Raw genomic sequence first — 16,476 nt, forward strand, 5'->3', positions numbered from 1 at the left:
GCCGCATGTCACTCCCGCCCGCGTGCCAGGTACTCCGCGAGGCTCAACGTCGCGCCCGCGCGGCTGTGTTCGGGCGTGCGCTGCCGGGTGCCGCCTCCGGGCGGCGGTCCGGCCGTCACCTCCAGCCGCCCGATCTGCACCTGCACGACCTGTTCCGGTGTGCGCCCCGGCCGTCGCGCGGCGGCCTGCCTCGCGGCGTCGCGGGCCGCCGCCGTGTCCGCGGCGCTGGGCCGGAGGGGGGAGGACACGGCGGCGGGGCGAACGGCGTCCGTGCCCGGGGGGACGGGCACGGGCGCCGCGTTCTGGGCGGATCCCCGCTCCGGCCGCCCTCGGCCCGGCTCGCGTCGTCCGGTCTCGGGCACGGTTCGAGGCGCCGCGGCGACCGGCGCGGCGGGCCGCAGCAGCGGCGCCCGGACCGGGGCCGGCGGTACGACCGTAGGCCCCAAGTCCCGCTCCTGCGGCGCGCGTTCGGTACGTACGACGGTCCGCTCGCGTTCCGTGTGCCGCAGCCGTACCTCGGACGGGCGCGGTGCGTCCCGGTGCGGTGCGGCGGGCGGCCACGGCGAGTCCGGGGCGTCGTCGGGCTCCGGTGCGGTGCCCCGTACCGCCTCCACGCGTTCGAAGGGGCCGGGGAGCCGGGGCCGTACCCGCACCACGTCGGGGCGGGGGACGGCGGCCGGGGTGTGCCGGGCGAGCAGCCGGTCGAGGAAGTCGGGGACCGGTGCCCCGTCTGCTTCAGACATCCGCACACAGCTCCAGGTAGTAGCGGCGGCGCAGCGGGCTGAGCGCCAGGATCTCCGGCTCGCTCCAGCCGTACGCGGTGGCCAGGAGGTGGACGTCGAGCAGCGTGTCGCGGGCCCAGGCGTCCAGTTCGGTCCACAGGTAGGAGGCGATGTCGAGTTCGGCCCGGGTGGCCTGCCCGCATTCCGGGCAGGCCACGTTGAGCGTCACGTCGGCGCCTGGGTCGGCGGCCTCGACCGCCTCGGCGATCCGGCGCTGTACGGGGGCGGGCAGGGCGTCGGCGGTGGCCGTCGCCCCGTCGCGCACGGCCGAGACGAGGCACCGTGCGAGCAGGGCCGCGCGCGGGTCCGCCGTCCGGGCGGCCGCCGTGAGGTCGGCGACGCCGGGCAGCCGGAACTCCACCTCCCAGCCGCCCTCCGTCACGCGCACCACGGAGTCGTCGGCTCCGGGCCGGTCGGCGAACGCCCCGGCGTCCAGGTCGAACTCCATGTCCGCGCCGCACTGCGCACAGTCCAGCCGCACCTGCATCCGGTCCCCGAACAGGGCCCGGCGCAGGGCGAACAGGTCCGCCTCGCGCGCGCCCACCGGCAGGGCCGGCAGGACGGCGCCGTCGAGGTCCGGCCGGGCCGTGCGGTGCAGCAGCAGCGCGCGTCCGGCCGGGGCCTGGGCGAGGCCCGTCTCCCACGCGGCCAGCAGCTCGGCCGCCCCCGTGATCGTCATGTCCCCCTGCTCCCCGTGGTTCAGGCCGGGTTGAGGAACGAGGGCTCCTCCGGCTCGGGCACCTCGTAGTCCCGCTCCCAGCCCTCGCACTCCAGCTTCAGCGTCTGGATGGCCACCGCGTTGGCGTTGGCGTCCAGTTCGCCCAGGACCTGGTACTCGCTCGGCCAGGTCCGGTAGAGCTTGTGCGAGACAGCGACCTGGCCGGCCTCGTTGAGGACCTGGATGACGATGTCCTTGCGGAAGTCGGCCAGCGACACCTCGGCGCCGAGGCCCGCGCCGACCTGCCAGACCTTGTTGGCCCAGCGGTCGAACTCGGGGTCGTGGGTGACCCCGCGCTCCAGGGTGATGCCCTCGAACTCGCTGCGCCCCGGCGACTTGCGCGGGGAGCTGGGGTCGCCGCCGTGGCGGTGCTTGACGACCTCGGTGGTCCGCTTCAGCGGAGAGACCTTGCTGATGCCCGCGACCGTCCGACCGTCCCACTGGACCAGGAACTTGAAGTTCTTGTAGGGGTCGAAGCGATGGGCGTTGACCGTGAACTCAGCCATCGAAAATGTCCTCGGGATCCTTAGAGCTCGAACTGCCCGGACGTCTGCTGGATCTTGACGATCACGAACTCGGCGGGCCTGACGGGCGCGATACCGACCAGGACGTTCACGACGCCGTTCGCGATGTCCTCGTCCGTGGTGGTGTCGCTGTCGCACTTGACGAAGTACGCCTCGCGCGGGGTGCCGCCCTTGAAGGCGCCCTGGCGGAAGAGGGTGTGCAGGTACGAGGAGGCGCTGAGGCGGATCTGCTGCCACAGGTTCTCGTCGTTGGGTTCGAACACCACCCATTGCAGGCCGCGTTGGAGGCTCTCCTCGACGTGCAGCGCGAGCCGCCGCACCGGGACGTACTTCCACTCGCTGTCGAGGGCGTCGGAGCCTTCGAGGGTGCGCGCGCCCCACACGATCGGGCCGGTGACCGGGAAGGTGCGCAGGCAGTTGACGCCGAGCGGGTTGAGCAGGCCGGTCTCGCGGTCGGTGAGGTCGACGGTGAGGGAGTGCACGCCGATCAGCCGCGCCTCGGTGCCGGCCGGTGCCTTCCACACGCCGCGCTCGGAGTCGGTGCGGGCGATGACGCCGGCGACCGCGCCGGACGGCGGGAAGGAGCGCAGCCGCCCGGTGAGCGGGTCGGTGAGCTGCAGGTGCGGGAAGTACAGGCCCGCGTGGCTGCCGCGGACGGCGTCGAAGGCGGCGAGTCCGGCGCGGGCGCTGTCCACGCTCACCCAGGTGCCGGGTGCGTCGACGAGGAGGAAGATGCGCCGCTCCGCGCACAGCCGCTGGGCGGCCGATACGACGGTCAGCGCGTCCTCGGTGTTCTCGTAGCCCGCGAGTTCGGGCAGGCACAGCAGGTTGACGTCGGCGACACCGCGCAGCGCCTGGATGCCGGTCTTGCCGGCCTCGCTGCCGATGAGGTCGCGCGGGCCGGGCGCCTCGCCGTCCTCGCCGCCCTCCAGCGGGAACACCGGCGGGTTGACGGACGCCTCCAGGCCCAGGTCGTTGGCGCACTCGCCGAGGAAGCGGACGACGTCCTCGGGGTCGGTGGAGCCCGCGACTACCTGCAACCGGCGCCCGAACGGGGTGACTTCGGCACCGGCGAAGGTGTGCTTGCCGGGCGCGTCGGGCAGCGAGCGGAGCTTGCGCTCCAGCAGCAGCGCCAACTCGGCGACGGAGCACGGGGCTTCGCCGTCGCAGTCGGGGTCGTAGAGCGTGAACTCGCGCTGCACCTCGCCGATCTTGACGGTCAGGTCGACGGCCAGGTCGGGCAGTTCGTGGCCGAAGGGCTTGGAGACCGTGCCGGAGGGGTCGGGCCGGCCCTCGCCGACGACCTCGACGCGGATCAGCCGGGAGGCGGCGTTGATCACGGTCGGTGCGTGGCGGCCGTCCGAGGGGTCCATGGACAGGCCGGTGAAGCTCTCGCGCGCCTCGCCCCGGGCGTCGTACACGCGCAGGTTGAAGGTGTCGTCGGGGCACGGGGTGTCGTGGTCGACGGCGACGCGCAGGCCGTTGCCCCAGACGCCGGGTTCCTTGGCGTGCACCTCCAGGACGGCGGTCTCGCTGTGCCCCTCGGTGGACTTCAGGGTCACGCAGGCGGCCTTGCCGCTGCCGGACTTGGCGACCCGGACGACGACGGCGACGGTGCCGCCGTTGCCGAAGAACTGGTGGACGGCGTAGCCGACGGCGCTGCGGGCGCTCAGCCCGCCGAAGCGGCGCTCGAACTCCGTGAAGCTCGTGACGCGCACGGGCTCGTTCAGCGGCCCCCGCCGGGTGTGGCCCACGAAGGCGGTCACGGACGTGGTCAGGGTCGAGATCGTGCGGGTACTGCTGGGAAGCTCTTCGACGTAGACGCCGGGATACGTCGGCTTGGCGGCGCTCACCGCGCTCATCGGCATTCCCCCTCCTATCCCTTGTCTTCGGGCACTGGGACGAAGACACCAAGAGACGGTGGAGGGAGACGTTCCGTTAACGGTGCGCGAGAGGGCCTCCCCCTGGCCGGGGCGGCCGTGCGCACCGCATCAAGTTCCCCCGTCGACACCCCGGGCGTATCGGTTTCGCCCGGGCCAAGCAGCTCGCTTGTGACTCCTGATGCTCAAGTGCTCAACCCACCCTGGTGCGTGGGAAGTTGACGCAACAAGGCACCTTCAGGCCACCCCGGGAGGGGGTTCGGTGAAGGCCGTCTCGCGGCATCCGCACATCCCGCCTGCGCGCCCCGGCCGGGTGGTTCACAGCTCCTTCACGGTGGGGGGTCGGGGCGGCCCCCGGCAGGCCGGGAAAGCCCTTACTCCGCTCGGGACCGCCGGCCGTACGCGCGTACGGCCTTCGCGAGTCGTACACAATCCGTGGTGGCCGGTTTCACGCGGCTGACGCGAATGCGCCCCTCGGCCGGACTACGACGCGCCCGCGCCGCCGTCCAGGCTCCCGACGTGCGCCACGTTCCGCCGGTCCTCGGCGTCCTGGCTGGTCTCGGCCGCGAACCAGGCGTCGAGGATCTCCTTCAGCAGCGGTGCGGAGGTCAGCCGCAGGCTGAGGGCGAGCACATTGGCGTCGTTCCAGCGTCGCGCGCCGTCCGCCGTGTAAGCGTCCGTGCACAGGGCCGCCCGCACCCCGGGCACCTTGTTGGCGGCGATCGAGGCGCCGGTCCCCGTCCAGCAGCACACCACCGCCTGGTCCGCCGTCCCGGCGGCGACCTCGCGGGCGGCGGCCTCCGAGCAGTACGCCCACTGCGGGTCGTCGCCGGGGCGCAGGGCGCCGTGGGCCACCACGTCGTGGCCGCGCCGCTCCAGCTCGGCGAGGAGGAGGCGGGCCACGGGTTCGTCCATGTCGGAAGAGACGGAGATGCGCATGTTCCGGAGCGTACTCAGCGGCGCTGTGGCGCGCAGGACCGCGCATGCCCGAGGCTGGGACGACGACCGAGGAGGGGGCCATGGACGCTGACATGCTCGTGACCGGCGGCAGCGGTTTCGTCGGGAGTCACCTGGTACGGCGGCTGCTGGAGCGGGACCACCGGGTCCGCGCCACCGTGCGCAGCACCGCGAACGCGGCGAAGGTGCGGCCACTGTGGGAGATGCAGGAGGCGTTCCCCGGCCGACTGGAGCTGTTCGAGGCGGATCTGCTGGCGCCCGGCTCCTTCGACAAGGCGATGAACGGCTGTCGGACGGTGTTCCATGTGGCGTCACCGTTCCTCACCCCGGAGAGGATCAAGGACGGGCAGCGGGACGTGGTCGACCCGGCCCTGCTCGGCACGCGCAACGTCCTGGCGAGCATGGCGCGCACGCCGTCGGTGGAGCGCCTGGTGTTCACCTCGACCGTCGGAGCGATCTTCGGCGACTACGCCGATGTGCACGCGATGGAGGGCCAGGTGCTGTCGGAGAAGTACGTCAACACCACGAGCACCGTGGAGAACAACCCGTACCACTACGCCAAGACGCTCGCCGAACGCACCGCGTGGGAGGCCGAGGCCGCCCAGGACCGCTGGCGCATGGTCTCGGTCAACCCCGGCCTGGTCCTGGGGCCCTCGCTCACCCCCGCCTCGCAGTCCGGCAGCCTCTTCCTCCTCGACGAACTCTTCAAGGGCTACTTCTTCTACGGCGCACCCGACTTCGCCTTCACCACGGCCGACGTCCGCGACGTGGCCGACGCGCACATCGCGGCGGCCCTGAACCCGGTCGCGAAGGGCCGCTACATCGTCGCCGCCGAGACGATGACGTCCTTCGGCGACATCGCCCGGATCGTCCGGACCCGCCACCCTCGCAACCTGCGCCTGCCGCGCACCGCGCTCCCCCACTGGCCGGTGCGGATGCTGGGGCCCGCCTTCGGTCTCACCCAGGACTACATCAGCAGACATCTCGGCATCCGCTTCCGGGTGGACAACAGCAGGAGCGTGCGCGAACTGGGCCTCACCTACCGGCCGATCGAGGAAACGATTCTGGACCACTACGAGGCCTGGCGGCACCGCCGCCGCATCCGACGCTGAGCGCTCCGCCGGGAGTGCCGTGATGTGTCGTCGTTCGGCTGCGGCTTCGTCGTGGTTGGTCGCTCCCCACGCTCGGCTTCGCTCGCGCGGGGGACCCCCATCGCGGCGGAGCCGCATATCGACACAGCCCCGCGCCTCTTCGGGGCGCTGCCGAACCGCAGTCGAATGCGCCAGGTCCGCTCAGCCGTCACCGCCGCTCCCGCCGCAGCCGGCGCCGTACGACCACCAGGTCCAGGGCCGCCAGCAGGACGAGGGCCGCGCAGGCGGCGGCGAGGCCGACCAGCGGGCCGCGCCCGGGGCTGTCGCCGGCGCCGGACCGGGCGGCCCACACGCCGAACAGCACGGCCCCGGCCGCGAAGATCGGCAGGTACACCGCGGAGAGCAGCAGGCGCAGACGCAGGGCGCTGCGGGCGGTGCGGGGTTCGGTGCCGGTACGCGGGAAGCGGCGGCCGATCATGCCGGAGCGGGCGCGGGAGACGGGCTCGTCCGGCTGGGGGGCCCGCGCGCGGGAGGCCGGCTCGTCCGGCCGCATGTTCCGTGACACCGGCGCGTCGTTCGCCCGCCGGTTTCGTTCGTCGCTCACGGCGCGCCCTCGCTCAGTGGTTCGGCGCGGCGCGGCTGATGTCCGCCAGCGCTGTCTGCGGGTCCTCGGTGACGGCCAGGTCGCCGAGGCTGATCACGCCGACCGGGCAGCCGCCGTGCTCCACGACCGGCAGGCGGCGCACGGCGTGCCGGCGCATCAGCTCGATCGCGTGGTCGGTGGTGTCGTCGGGGCTCACGGTGACGACCGGTGGCCGGCTGCACACGGTTCCGACGGCGGTGGTGTGCGGGTCGCGTCCCTCGGCGATCGCCCGGACCACGATGTCCCGGTCGGTGAGGACGCCGAAGAGATCGCAGTCGTAGGCCACGAGCACGTCACCGACGTTGCGCTCGCTCATCATGCGGGCCGCCTTCTCCACCGTGGTCATGGGCTCGATCGCCACCGCACCGGGCGACATCACGTCTCGTATCGAATGGGTCATGGGGCACCTCCCGGCAGCACGGACCGCTTCCCTGGGCGCCGCGTACCCGAACCTGCCGGGTCGAACCCGCTCAGGCGGCGCGCCAGCCCGTCCAGCGCAGCCCGGTGATCACCACGGCGGGCCCCTCCGGCGGCCGGTCCCGGTACTGGGGGTACTTCCGCCGCAGCAGGCCGATCGCCTCGGCGAACTCCTCCTGTGCCTCCGGCGGCACGGTACGGGCGTCGCCGTCGGCCCGCACCCACCACAGCCGGTCCCAGTCCTCGTCGTAGGCGTCGGCCAGCAGGCATACGGCGGGACAGGCGGCGATGTTGCGCAGCCGGCTCAGCCGCCGCGAGCGCTTGGGCTTGTGGTCGACGGCCGTGACGATCCGCTCCTCGTGCAGGGCGAACACCACCGGTACGAGGTGCGGGCGCCCACCGGGGTCGACCGTCGCCAGCCGCGCCACGCGCGCGTGGGCGAAGCGTTGCCGGGCCTCGGCCGGATCCATCCCGGGCACGGCGTTTCAGCCGTCGCCGCCGGTGGGCACCACGGCCACCGGGCACTCGGCATGGTGCAGGACCGCGTGCACCACGGATCCCAGCCGCGTCCCGAAGCGGCCGGCCGGATGGCGGGGCACCACCACCAGGCCCGCCCCGTTCGACGCCGCCACCAGCGCACCGGCGGCCGACCCGACGGCGAGTTCGGTCTCCACGTGCACCCGGGGGAACTCGGCGACCGGACGGGCGGCATGGTTCAGCAGCGCCGCGTGCGCGTCCCGCTCGTCGTCCATCCGGCTCACCTCCGGCACCATCGGACCCGCTCCGCCGGTCGGCCGCCAGGCATGCAGCAGGCGTACGGGGGCGGCGCGGCGTTCCGCCTCGGCGAGGGCGAACCGTACGGCCGGCTCGTCCCGCTCGTCCCGGACGCCGACCACGACGGCGCCGGACACGTCGGGGTCCGGGTGCCCGCGGACGACGATCACCGGGCACGCGGCGTGTGCGGCCACCTTCTGGCTCACCGACCCCAGCAGCAGCCCGGCGAAGCCGCCGCGCCCGCGGGTGCCGACGACCAGCAGGGCGGCGTCCGGTACGGCGGCCAGGAGCGCCTCGGCCGGTTCGTCACGGGCGAGGACGGTGTCGACGCACAGGCCGGGGTGAGCGGCCGTGATCCGGCGCCGGACGTCGTCGAGCACCTGCGCGGCCGCCTCGGTCACCCGCTCCTCGGTCTCCTTGTCGTCCTCCGCCTCGACCGCGTGCACGACCCTCAGTCCCGCCTCCCACCGCTGCGCCTGGGCGGCCGCCCAGGCGGCGGCGAGATGGGTGTGCGAGGTGTCGTCGACCCCGACGAGTACGGTCGCGGCACGGCTGCTCGCCGTCATCGCGTCCACTCCTTTCCTTCCGCTGTGCTGTCCCGGAACGGACCGGAACGGTCCGGTCCGGTCCGGTCCGGTCCGGGACGCAAGGTGCAGCAAGGTGCAGCAAGGTGCAGGGTGGCTACCTCTCCAGGGTAGGCAGGCGGCCCGGGTTCAATCCTCCGCGGCGGCCCCTGATGTCAGCGGCCGGCCCGAGCCCGGTGCCCGCATGCCGGGCCGCGGCGCGGGAACCCGGGGCGCATGGCCGGTATCGAACTCAGCAGCAGCGCATTCAACGACCACTCCTTCCTCACCCGCCGCTACGCGTACGAGGGGGAGAACGTCTCGCCCCCGCTGCAGTGGCGCGGGACACCGCAGGACGCGGCCGAACTGGTCCTGCTGTGCGAGGACCCCGACGCCCCGTCGGGCACCTTCCCGCACTGGATCGTGGTCGGCATCGACCCGCACAGCGAAGGCGTCGCAGCGGGCCACTGCCCGCCGGGCGGCACCGAGCTGGTCAACGGCTTCGGCGAGCGGGGCTGGGGCGGGCCGCATCCCCCGCCGGGCGACGACGCCCACCACTACTTCTTCCGGCTCTACGCCCTCGACGAGCCGTGCGTCCTGCCCGAGGCCCCCAGCTCGGAGCAGGTGCACCGGGCCGTGGAGGGCCATGAACTGGCCGACGCCACCCTCGTGGGGCTGTACCAGCGCTGAGCACGACGGTCCCGTCCGGCGTTGTCAGTGGCTTGCCCTAGAGTTCCCGTCACTTGATCACTGAAGTGCGGGGAGGCACGTGTGGGGTGGGTGACGGCCGGCGACTACGAAGTCGCTCTGGACGCCGGGAAAGTGGTGTGCCGCAATGCGGCGGGGCGGCGGCTGAAGTCCGTGCCGGCCAAACTCGCGGACGAGCCGGCGGTGGTGGAGCTGAAGCAGCTCGCCGAGTGGCTGGAGCGGCACGAACGGCAGTGTCTGGCCGACGTGGAGCGGTGGATGGTGCGCTCGCTGCCGGTACCGCTCGCCGTCCTCGCCCGGGTGTGGCCCGACCCGTCCTGGCAGAGCGCGCTGCGCGACCTCGTCGTCACCGGCCCCGACGGTGAGGTCGCCGGCTTCCTCCGGGACGCCGACCCCGAGCGCGGGCTCGGCCTCGTCGACCTCGACGGCGACACCGTGCGCATCAGCCCCGAACTGGTCCGCCTGCCGCACCCGGTGCTCCTCGACGACCTGGAGGAGCTGCGGGAATTCGCCGTCGAACTCGGCGTCGAGCAGCGCGCCCAGCAGCTCTTCCGCGAGGTGTGGCACCGCCCCGCCGACATCGACACCGAGGCCACGACGGTCGAGGACTACGCGGGCGGCACGTTCAAGGAGCTGCGCTTCCTGCACGGCAGGACCACCCAGCTCGGCTACCGCGTCCGCGGCGGCGACGCCGTCTGCTCCCTGCGCGAGGACGGCCGCGCGATCGAGGCCAGGGTCTGGATCGGTGACTACGACAGCTACATGGACACCGAGACCGGTCCGCTGACCTGGACGGACGGCGCGGGCCGGGTCGTGAGGCTCGGTCAGGTCGGGCCGGTGGCCTGGTCGGAGGGCATGCGCATGGCGGCCGCGCTGTACGCCGGGCGCGACATCGAGGACGAGGAGCGGGCCGCATGAGCCATTACGACGAGACCACCGCGGCCGCTCTGCTGGAGGCCGGCGCCGTCCTGCCGCCGGGCAGCACCACGCGCGAGGACGCCGACACCCTCACCGTCCGCTCCTACACCCACCCCGCCCTGGGAGACCGGCGTGTGGTCCGGCTGGTGCCTGGCACCCTCGGCGAGGCCGAGGACCTGGCCCTGGAGTTCCTCGGCCTGACGCGTGAGCCGGAGGCGCCCGAGGTGGGCCAGGTGCGCCGGGAGACGCTCGGCTTCCCCGCCTGGGCGCTGGTCAACGACCCCGCCAACGGCCATCACGCGCTGGCCCTGGTCAAGGACGTCGAACGGCTCGCCCGCCAGGCCAAGTCCCGTCCGGGCACCGCCAAGGAGGGCTTCGAGGCCCTCGGCGAGCGGCTCGGCCGGGCGGTCCCGCACTTCCTGCCCACGTTCTACGAGCAGGCGGCGCGGATCTTCCTCCAGCACGAGAACACGACGTACGCGGCGGCGTTCTTCGGCAAGGCGCGCGAGGCCGAGCGGGTGCACGCGCTCACCGTGGACGAGGACCGGCAGCGGGCGGTGTTCCTGGAGTTCGCCTTCGCGGGCGCGCTGACCGTCAAGGCGCTCAAGGAGCATGTGAAGGACCTCGCGCGCCGGCTCGACCCGGCCGAGGCGTGGGCGCAGTACCGGCAGCTGACCGTGGAGCGCTGCGCGGCCGGCATGCCGCCGTACGCCTCACTGCCGCAGGACGCCCGGAGCCTGATCAAGGCGGCCGGTCTGGACCGGGTGACCGAGGAGTGCGCGCTGGTCGCCGATCTGATCGCCTCCCCCGCCGCGGTCCGCGCGCCCGCCTCCTTCTGGAACGCCTACCGGGCGACGCTAGCCGTTCTCGCCGAACGGCAGCCGTCCACGCGGGCCCGGCTGCTGGAGATCATGCCGGCCGGCCTCGGCCGGTCCGTCGCGGACGACGCGTTCTGGCTGGCGCTGCTGGCGGAGTGCGGCGCCGACCGGCTGCTGACCGGCGAGGACGGCGCGGCGGACGGGGTGACGGACGAGGTCGCGGACGAGGTGGCGGACGGGGTGGCGGACGGGGTGGACGCGGCCGACTGGCTCGGCCGTTGGGCCACTCACCGCAAGCACGGCGGCACGCTCTGCGACCGCTCCCCCGAAACTCTCGCGCTCGTGGCGCGCATGGCACCGCGTCTGCGCGCCGGGGGCCGGGCGGTCGACCTGTTCACCGGCCGCTGGCACGCGGGTGCCGACCTGGACCTGCTGGACCTGTGCGTGGCGGAGGGCATCCCGCTGTCGCTGCCCGACCCGGGAACCCCCGTCCACCTGGGCCTCGACCGGTGGCAGCGCGACGACCGCCCCGGCCGCCGCGACCTGAAGGCCACCGCCGCCGACCCACGGCTGCGGCACCTGCTGTACGAGGCGATCGCCGGCCTCGGCGGCAACCGGATCACCGGCGAGCTGCTGGAGGGGCTCGCCGCGCACCCGGTGCTCGGCGAGGTGCTGCGCGAGTGGCTCTCCGACACGGCCGGGAAGTTCACCGCGGCGACCGCACTGCCCGGCGCCCGCGCGGCGCTGGACCGGCTGCGGCCGTTCCGTCCGGTCGCCGCCCGGGTCGCCGCCGACGCCGTCGCCCGGGTCGCCGCCCGCGAGATCGCGCCGCTGCTCGGCCGCACCCTGCGCGCGGGCATCATGGACGAGCTGGGCTGGCCCGCCCTGGACGAGGCACTGCGGCTCCTGGACGCCGAGACCCGCCCCAAGGACCCCCACCGCGACCTGTCGGTCACCGAGGCCTGGCCCGCGCTGATCGTCTCCCGGGGGCACAAGGCGTTCGTCGTCGGCCCGGACAAGGTGCTGCTCGAACACGATCTGCGTTTGCCCGCGGAGCTTGACCGCTGGAGCCGCCCGCAGTTCCGCTACACCGACGGCGAACTGCTCGTGATGTGGCGGCACAACGGCAATCAGTCCGGCTACTGGTCCGCCCGGCCCTCGGAGGTCTTCACCCTGGGCGGCGACCAACTCTCCTACTGGTACGGCCATGTCGGCGCCCCCTCCATCCCGCTGCCCGGCGGCGGCCGGGCCACCGGCGGCCGCACTCTGCACGCCGGCGACACCGTCCTGCCCCCCAGCCGCCCGGTGATCGGCGACGGCACCACGCTGTGGCGCCAGGGCAGGCAGGGCCGCGAGCAGGTGTGGCTTGAGTACGACCCGGCGACCGGCACACACGGGCGGGCTTCGCTGCCCGCCCTCCTGCGGGCCGGCGTCCGCGAGGACGCTTCGCTGCACCACGCCGTGTGCGAGGTGCTGCCCGTGCAACCCGGCCTGGAGCACAGCCCGTTCGGCACCGACGGCACGGTCCTCGGGCGCTGGGTGCGCACCGAGAAGGACGGCGACGAGACGGTCAGGACCGCCGGCACGCCGGACGGCCGCACCGCCACCCTGCGCGGCACCCGTGCCGTTCCGCTCGGCACGCTGCGGCTGCCCGGCGGCGCCGATCCCGTCGCCGCGCTCCTCGACAGCCACGTCGTCCTGTTCGCGGCCGACGACACCTCCGAGGACGGCCTGCTCGGCCGGGTGACACTGGGCGACCGGGGCAGCGACTTCGCCGCCGGCACCCGGTACGTGCCGCCCGTCCCCTTCTGGCACGCCCTGCGCCCGCGCGACGAGCGGGGGTCGGCCGTGCTGCGCACGCTGAGCGACGAGCGGGCCGCCGGTCTCCTGGACGCGGCGGCCGGGGCCCTGGCGGAGTACCGGGCGCGGTTCGCCGCGGCAGGGGACGACGCCGACGCCCGCGGCCGGGTGCCCGCCGCCGACGAGTTCGTCCGCCGTGCGGTGGCGTCGGCGCTGCCCGAACTCACCGACGAGCGGCTGCTCGTCGGAGTCTCCGCCGTGGTCCGCACGGCCCTGCGGCTCACCGAGTCGGCCACCGCCCTCGCGGCACCTCCCGTCGAGCGGGCGCGGCCGGACAGGCGGCGCACCGAGGAGATGTTCGCCGACTACAGCCCCGAGCACGGCGACGACCGGACACTGCGCGAGGCCACCGCCGGCCTCGCACACCTGTGGGGCGGCTGGGGCAGCGAGCACCGGTGGACCGTGCTGCGCCAGATCCGCGCGGTCAACCACGTCCTGTCGGGACACCCCGCCCAGGGCAAGCCGCTGCCCGCCGACCGCGGACGCCCGGCCCCGCTCGGTGACGGCTGGAGCAGTGACGAGCTGACGGTGCCGGGCATCGGCACGATCTGGCCGGAGCTGCTGGGCGTGCTGCGGCCGCTCGCCTACCGCGCCGCCCTGCCGACCGTGCCCGACGCCCAACGGGAGGCGCTGCTCCTGCTGTTCGAGGCGCTGGCCGAGGGGCCGCTCGCCGCGCCCGGGTCCGCGCTGCGCGAGATCGTCCTGGCCGAGCCGGCCGAGAACCAGCAGCGGGTGGGCCAGGTGCTGCGCCGGGACGGCCGTACCGTCGTCGTCCTCGGCTGCCAGCGCGTCGACACCGCGCGCGGCCAGGTGTACTGGCTGGCCCTGGACCATGATCCTTCCGGTGTGTTCGGCGCGATCGCCCACTTCACGCTGGAGAAGGAGACCCGCTGCGGGTCGGCGTTCGCCGCCGACGGGCTCGCCGCCGTCGCCCGGCTGATCCGGGACAAGGGAGCGGCGCCCTGGCGGGCCGAGGCGATCGAGGCGCTCGTCACGGCGACGCGCGGAGGGCTCGGACCGCTCCAGGCCACCGTGCTGCTCGCCGCCGGGCCGGGCGACCGCGATGCCGGGGCACTTGCCCCGGTGGGGCTGAAGCCGCGTCAGGTGGAGTTCGCCAACGGCCAGTTGGGCTCGCTGGACGCCGATGACCGCGTCGAGCTGATCGGCGCTCTGCTGCCCGAGGACCCCGCGGACCTGTGGACGACGGGGCCGGACGTCACCGCCGTCGGCCGGGTGTGGGCCGAACGGCTCGGTTCTCTCGTCCGGGTGCCCGAGGACATCGCCCTCGGCCTGACGGGGCTGCCCTGGGGCCACGCCTCCGACGTCCTCAACCCGGACCGCACCCCGTGGATCGCCCGGACCACGGTCCTGCGGCTCGACAAGGACGGCAACCTCGTCCCGGCCGACCCCCACGCGGTCCCCGGCCCCCGCGACCTGCCGGCCGCGGTCGCCGCCCTGGCCTCACTGGCCTACGGCCTCCCCTACGGGCACCCGCTGCGGGCCGCCCTGCCCGGAAGCCTCGCCGCGCTGCGCCGCAGGCTCACCGACCCGGAACTGCTGCTCGCCGCCGACGTCGAGTGGACGGAGAAGGGCAGCTCGACCGCCGTCGAGGTGCGCAAGGCCTACGGGCTCGATGCCACCGGGGGCGCCGACGCGCACGGGCTGACCCGCGTCGGTGAGGCGCTGGTGCTGCGCCCGTGGCACGGCGACGGAGAGGCCACACTGATCCGCCCGGCCGGCCTCACCGGTCCGGACGACACCGTCCTCGGGCTGCTGGAGGGGCTGGTCGGTCCCGCGCGGGGCGCCGGAATGCGGGCGCTGCGGACGATCCTGGCCGACGACCTGGCCCGGGCCCTCGCGGCCGGCACCGACCCGGACGGGCCCGTCGGCCACGCCCAGAACCCCCTGCTCTCCGCACCGGAGCTGGTCACGGAGGTCGCCGCGGCCCACGGCCTGAGCGAGGACGCGGCGGCGCTCTACCTCCAGTTGCTGGCCCTGCCCGACCCCACGGACCGCAACTGCGCCCGCTGGACCGGCTGGAAGCCCGCCCGCCTGAAGAAGGCCCGCACCGAGCTGGCCACGACCGACCTGGTCGTCGAGGCCAAGCGGACGCGCGCCGGGCGCGGTCTCTTCCTGCCCGGCGGCTGGCGCGACCTGAAGGGCGCCGCGCTGCCGGTGGAGACCTGGAAGGAAGGCTTCTACCCCCTCCGCGACCACGTGCGCGCCGTCCCCCTGCTCCCGGTGCCGGAACTGTTCGCCCGCGCCTGGGAACGCGTACGGAACGGCGACGCGCCCGCCTACGAGGAATTCACGACGCGCGCCACCCGCAAGGGACGCCGCCGATGACGACCGCCCCGGCCGACCTCCGGACACGCCCTGACAGGGCCACCGCAGGTGACGACCACCTGCACCTGCCCCCGGACACACCCGGCCCGGCAGGGACGGCATCGATGGCCACCACCCCCGGCTGCCTCCGGGGCACCGCCGATGACCACCGCCCCCGCCTGCCCCCGGACGCACCCGTACCGGAAGGGCAACCGCCGATGGCCACCGCCCTTGCCCGCCCCCGGACACACCCACCCCGGAAGAGCCCTCGCCGATGACCGCCACCTCCGCCCTCCCCCAGCCCGACCGACCGGAAGACCCGCCCGCCATGACCACCGCCCTCTCCTCCGCCCCGGTTCGTCAGATCGTCCCGCCCGAGGAACTGCACGCCACCGAGCTGGCCTTCCTCGCCGCGTACGACGACGGGCCGCGCCCGCCGGCGTGGCGGCTCACGCCGCGTGCCGTCGTCACGTTCGTGATGGGCAGCGGCGGCCAGGCGCTGCGGCTGCCCGACGCGGCCGAGGTGCCGGACGGCGTCCCGCGGCGGCTGGTGGTGTCGGGCAAGTTCGTCGGCGACCGGGCGCTGGTGGAGCGGTGCGTGGTCACTCTCGCCGGTGAACGGGGTCTGCTGCTGGTCGGTGAGCCCGGCACCGCCAAGTCCATGCTGTCCGAGCTGCTGTCGGCCGCGGTGTGCGGCACCAGCGGTCTGGTGGTGCAGGGCACCGCGGGCACCACCGAGGACCAGCTGAAGTACGGCTGGAACTACGCCCTGTTGCTGGCCCAGGGCCCCAGTCGGCAGGCGCTCGTGCCCTCGCCCGTGCTCACGGCCATGGGCCGGGGTGCCATCGCCCGGGTCGAGGAGGTCACCCGCTGTCTGCCCGAGGTACAGGACGCCCTGGTCTCGCTGCTGTCCGAGCGGCGCATCGCGGTGCCGGAACTGGCGGGCGGAGCGGACGCGTTGGCGCACGCCGCGCCCGGATTCAACCTGATCGCCACGGCCAACCTGCGGGACAGGGGCGTGTCGGAGATGTCCGCCGCCCTCAAGCGGCGTTTCAACTTCGAGACGGTGGGCCCCATCGCGGACCTCGACGCCGAGACGGCGCTCGTGCGCAGCCAGGCGCGGGCCTCGGTGGCGCGCGCCGGGGCGCCCTTCCAGGTGGACGACGGTGTGCTGGAGGCCCTGGTGACGGCGTTCCGCGATCTGCGCGAGGGCCGGTCGGCGGAGGGCTGGGAGGTGGAGCGGCCGTCCACCGTGATGAGCACCGCGGAAGCCGTGTCCGTCGCGGGCGCGCTGGGGCTCGCCGCGGCGTACTTCCCGGGCGACCGGGACGTGCTCGGGCTGCTGCCGGGGCACCTGCTCGGCGTGGTCCGCAAGGACGACCCCGCGGACGCGGCCCGGCTGCGCGGTTACTGGGACGGCCCGGTCCGGCGCCGCGCCGAGCAGGGTTCCGCCACCTGGCGCACCCTGTGGGACCTGCGCACGGTTCTGGAGGGCTGA

14 protein-coding genes are annotated in these 16,476 nt (G+C 74.3%); 5 read left to right on the forward strand and 9 right to left on the reverse strand.

Going from position 1 to position 16,476, the window contains the following annotated elements; genetic code table 11:
• Positions 1-8: 8 nt before the first annotated feature.
• From ICC28_RS18265 to ICC28_RS18285, 5 genes are all read right to left on the reverse strand, one after another.
• A complete protein-coding gene (locus ICC28_RS18265; RefSeq protein ID WP_188289658.1) occupies positions 9-743 on the reverse strand; it encodes a hypothetical protein in 735 nt (244 codons plus the stop codon).
• The gene (locus ICC28_RS18270) at positions 736-1,461 is read right to left on the reverse strand and encodes a hypothetical protein (protein WP_188289659.1); all 726 of its coding nucleotides are present in this window, start codon (positions 1,459-1,461) and stop codon (positions 736-738) included. Before ICC28_RS18270 ends, ICC28_RS18265 begins: the two co-directional genes overlap by 8 nt.
• Positions 1,462-1,481: 20 nt before the next feature.
• Complete coding sequence (locus tag ICC28_RS18275; RefSeq protein WP_188289660.1) at positions 1,482-2,006, reverse strand: phage tail protein; 525 nt, start codon at positions 2,004-2,006, stop codon at positions 1,482-1,484.
• Positions 2,007-2,026: 20 nt separating this feature from the next.
• Complete coding sequence (locus tag ICC28_RS18280) at positions 2,027-3,892, reverse strand: phage tail sheath subtilisin-like domain-containing protein (protein WP_188289661.1); 1,866 nt, start codon at positions 3,890-3,892, stop codon at positions 2,027-2,029.
• Between the two features lie 495 nt (positions 3,893-4,387).
• Complete coding sequence (locus ICC28_RS18285; protein WP_188289662.1) at positions 4,388-4,843, reverse strand: RpiB/LacA/LacB family sugar-phosphate isomerase; 456 nt, start codon at positions 4,841-4,843, stop codon at positions 4,388-4,390.
• Between the two features lie 80 nt (positions 4,844-4,923).
• Here ICC28_RS18285 and ICC28_RS18290 point away from each other — a divergent pair, with 80 nt between their 5' ends.
• Complete coding sequence (locus ICC28_RS18290) at positions 4,924-5,973, forward strand: NAD-dependent epimerase/dehydratase family protein (RefSeq protein ID WP_188289663.1); 1,050 nt, start codon at positions 4,924-4,926, stop codon at positions 5,971-5,973.
• A 187-nt stretch (positions 5,974-6,160) separates the two neighbouring features.
• Here the strand turns inward: ICC28_RS18290 and ICC28_RS18295 are convergent, their stop codons facing one another.
• From ICC28_RS18295 to ICC28_RS18310, 4 genes are all read right to left on the reverse strand, one after another.
• Positions 6,161-6,556: a DUF6343 family protein gene (locus ICC28_RS18295; RefSeq protein WP_411158605.1), complete on the reverse strand. Its 396-nt coding sequence runs from the start codon at positions 6,554-6,556 to the stop codon at positions 6,161-6,163.
• A gap of 13 nt (positions 6,557-6,569) precedes the next feature.
• The gene (locus ICC28_RS18300; protein WP_188289664.1) at positions 6,570-6,995 is read right to left on the reverse strand and encodes a CBS domain-containing protein; all 426 of its coding nucleotides are present in this window, start codon (positions 6,993-6,995) and stop codon (positions 6,570-6,572) included.
• 70 nt (positions 6,996-7,065) lie between these two features.
• Positions 7,066-7,491: a TIGR03668 family PPOX class F420-dependent oxidoreductase gene (locus ICC28_RS18305; RefSeq protein WP_188289665.1), complete on the reverse strand. Its 426-nt coding sequence runs from the start codon at positions 7,489-7,491 to the stop codon at positions 7,066-7,068.
• Positions 7,492-7,497: 6 nt separating this feature from the next.
• On the reverse strand, positions 7,498-8,352 hold the full coding sequence (locus tag ICC28_RS18310; RefSeq protein ID WP_188289666.1) for a universal stress protein: 855 nt from the start codon (positions 8,350-8,352) through the stop codon (positions 7,498-7,500).
• A 234-nt stretch (positions 8,353-8,586) separates the two neighbouring features.
• Here ICC28_RS18310 and ICC28_RS18315 point away from each other — a divergent pair, with 234 nt between their 5' ends.
• From ICC28_RS18315 to ICC28_RS18330, 4 genes are all read left to right on the forward strand, one after another.
• Complete coding sequence (locus tag ICC28_RS18315; RefSeq protein ID WP_188289667.1) at positions 8,587-9,039, forward strand: YbhB/YbcL family Raf kinase inhibitor-like protein; 453 nt, start codon at positions 8,587-8,589, stop codon at positions 9,037-9,039.
• Between the two features lie 81 nt (positions 9,040-9,120).
• Positions 9,121-9,975 (forward strand): DUF4132 domain-containing protein, encoded by an 855-nt coding sequence (locus ICC28_RS18320; RefSeq protein WP_188289668.1) that lies wholly within the window; start codon positions 9,121-9,123, stop codon positions 9,973-9,975.
• Positions 9,972-14,999 (forward strand): hypothetical protein, encoded by a 5,028-nt coding sequence (locus ICC28_RS18325; protein ID WP_188289669.1) that lies wholly within the window; start codon positions 9,972-9,974, stop codon positions 14,997-14,999. The genes ICC28_RS18320 and ICC28_RS18325 overlap by 4 nt, the downstream gene beginning before the upstream one ends.
• 307 nt (positions 15,000-15,306) lie before the next feature.
• Positions 15,307-16,476, forward strand: coding sequence for an ATP-binding protein (locus tag ICC28_RS18330; protein ID WP_188289735.1), 1,170 nt, complete (start codon positions 15,307-15,309; stop codon positions 16,474-16,476).

Origin of the sequence: Streptomyces sp. TRM68416 (assembly GCF_014596915.1) — a bacterium.
Lineage (GTDB): Bacteria > Actinomycetota > Actinomycetes > Streptomycetales > Streptomycetaceae > Streptomyces.

Excerpts from the sequence above, each read along its gene's own strand:
- ICC28_RS18315 (WP_188289667.1), top strand. The coding sequence starts at position 8,587 with ATGGCCGGTATCGAACTCAGCAGCAGCGCATTCAACGACCACTCCTTC.
- ICC28_RS18280 (WP_188289661.1), bottom strand. The coding sequence starts at position 3,892 with ATGCCGATGAGCGCGGTGAGCGCCGCCAAGCCGACGTATCCCGGCGTC.
- ICC28_RS18330 (WP_188289735.1), top strand. The coding sequence starts at position 15,307 with ATGACCACCGCCCTCTCCTCCGCCCCGGTTCGTCAGATCGTCCCGCCC.
- ICC28_RS18290 (WP_188289663.1), top strand. The coding sequence starts at position 4,924 with ATGGACGCTGACATGCTCGTGACCGGCGGCAGCGGTTTCGTCGGGAGT.
- ICC28_RS18270 (WP_188289659.1), bottom strand. The coding sequence starts at position 1,461 with ATGACGATCACGGGGGCGGCCGAGCTGCTGGCCGCGTGGGAGACGGGC.
- ICC28_RS18310 (WP_188289666.1), bottom strand. The coding sequence starts at position 8,352 with ATGACGGCGAGCAGCCGTGCCGCGACCGTACTCGTCGGGGTCGACGAC.
- ICC28_RS18285 (WP_188289662.1), bottom strand. The coding sequence starts at position 4,843 with ATGCGCATCTCCGTCTCTTCCGACATGGACGAACCCGTGGCCCGCCTC.
- ICC28_RS18265 (WP_188289658.1), bottom strand. The coding sequence starts at position 743 with ATGTCTGAAGCAGACGGGGCACCGGTCCCCGACTTCCTCGACCGGCTG.
- ICC28_RS18325 (WP_188289669.1), top strand. The coding sequence starts at position 9,972 with ATGAGCCATTACGACGAGACCACCGCGGCCGCTCTGCTGGAGGCCGGC.
- ICC28_RS18275 (WP_188289660.1), bottom strand. The coding sequence starts at position 2,006 with ATGGCTGAGTTCACGGTCAACGCCCATCGCTTCGACCCCTACAAGAAC.
- ICC28_RS18300 (WP_188289664.1), bottom strand. The coding sequence starts at position 6,995 with ATGACCCATTCGATACGAGACGTGATGTCGCCCGGTGCGGTGGCGATC.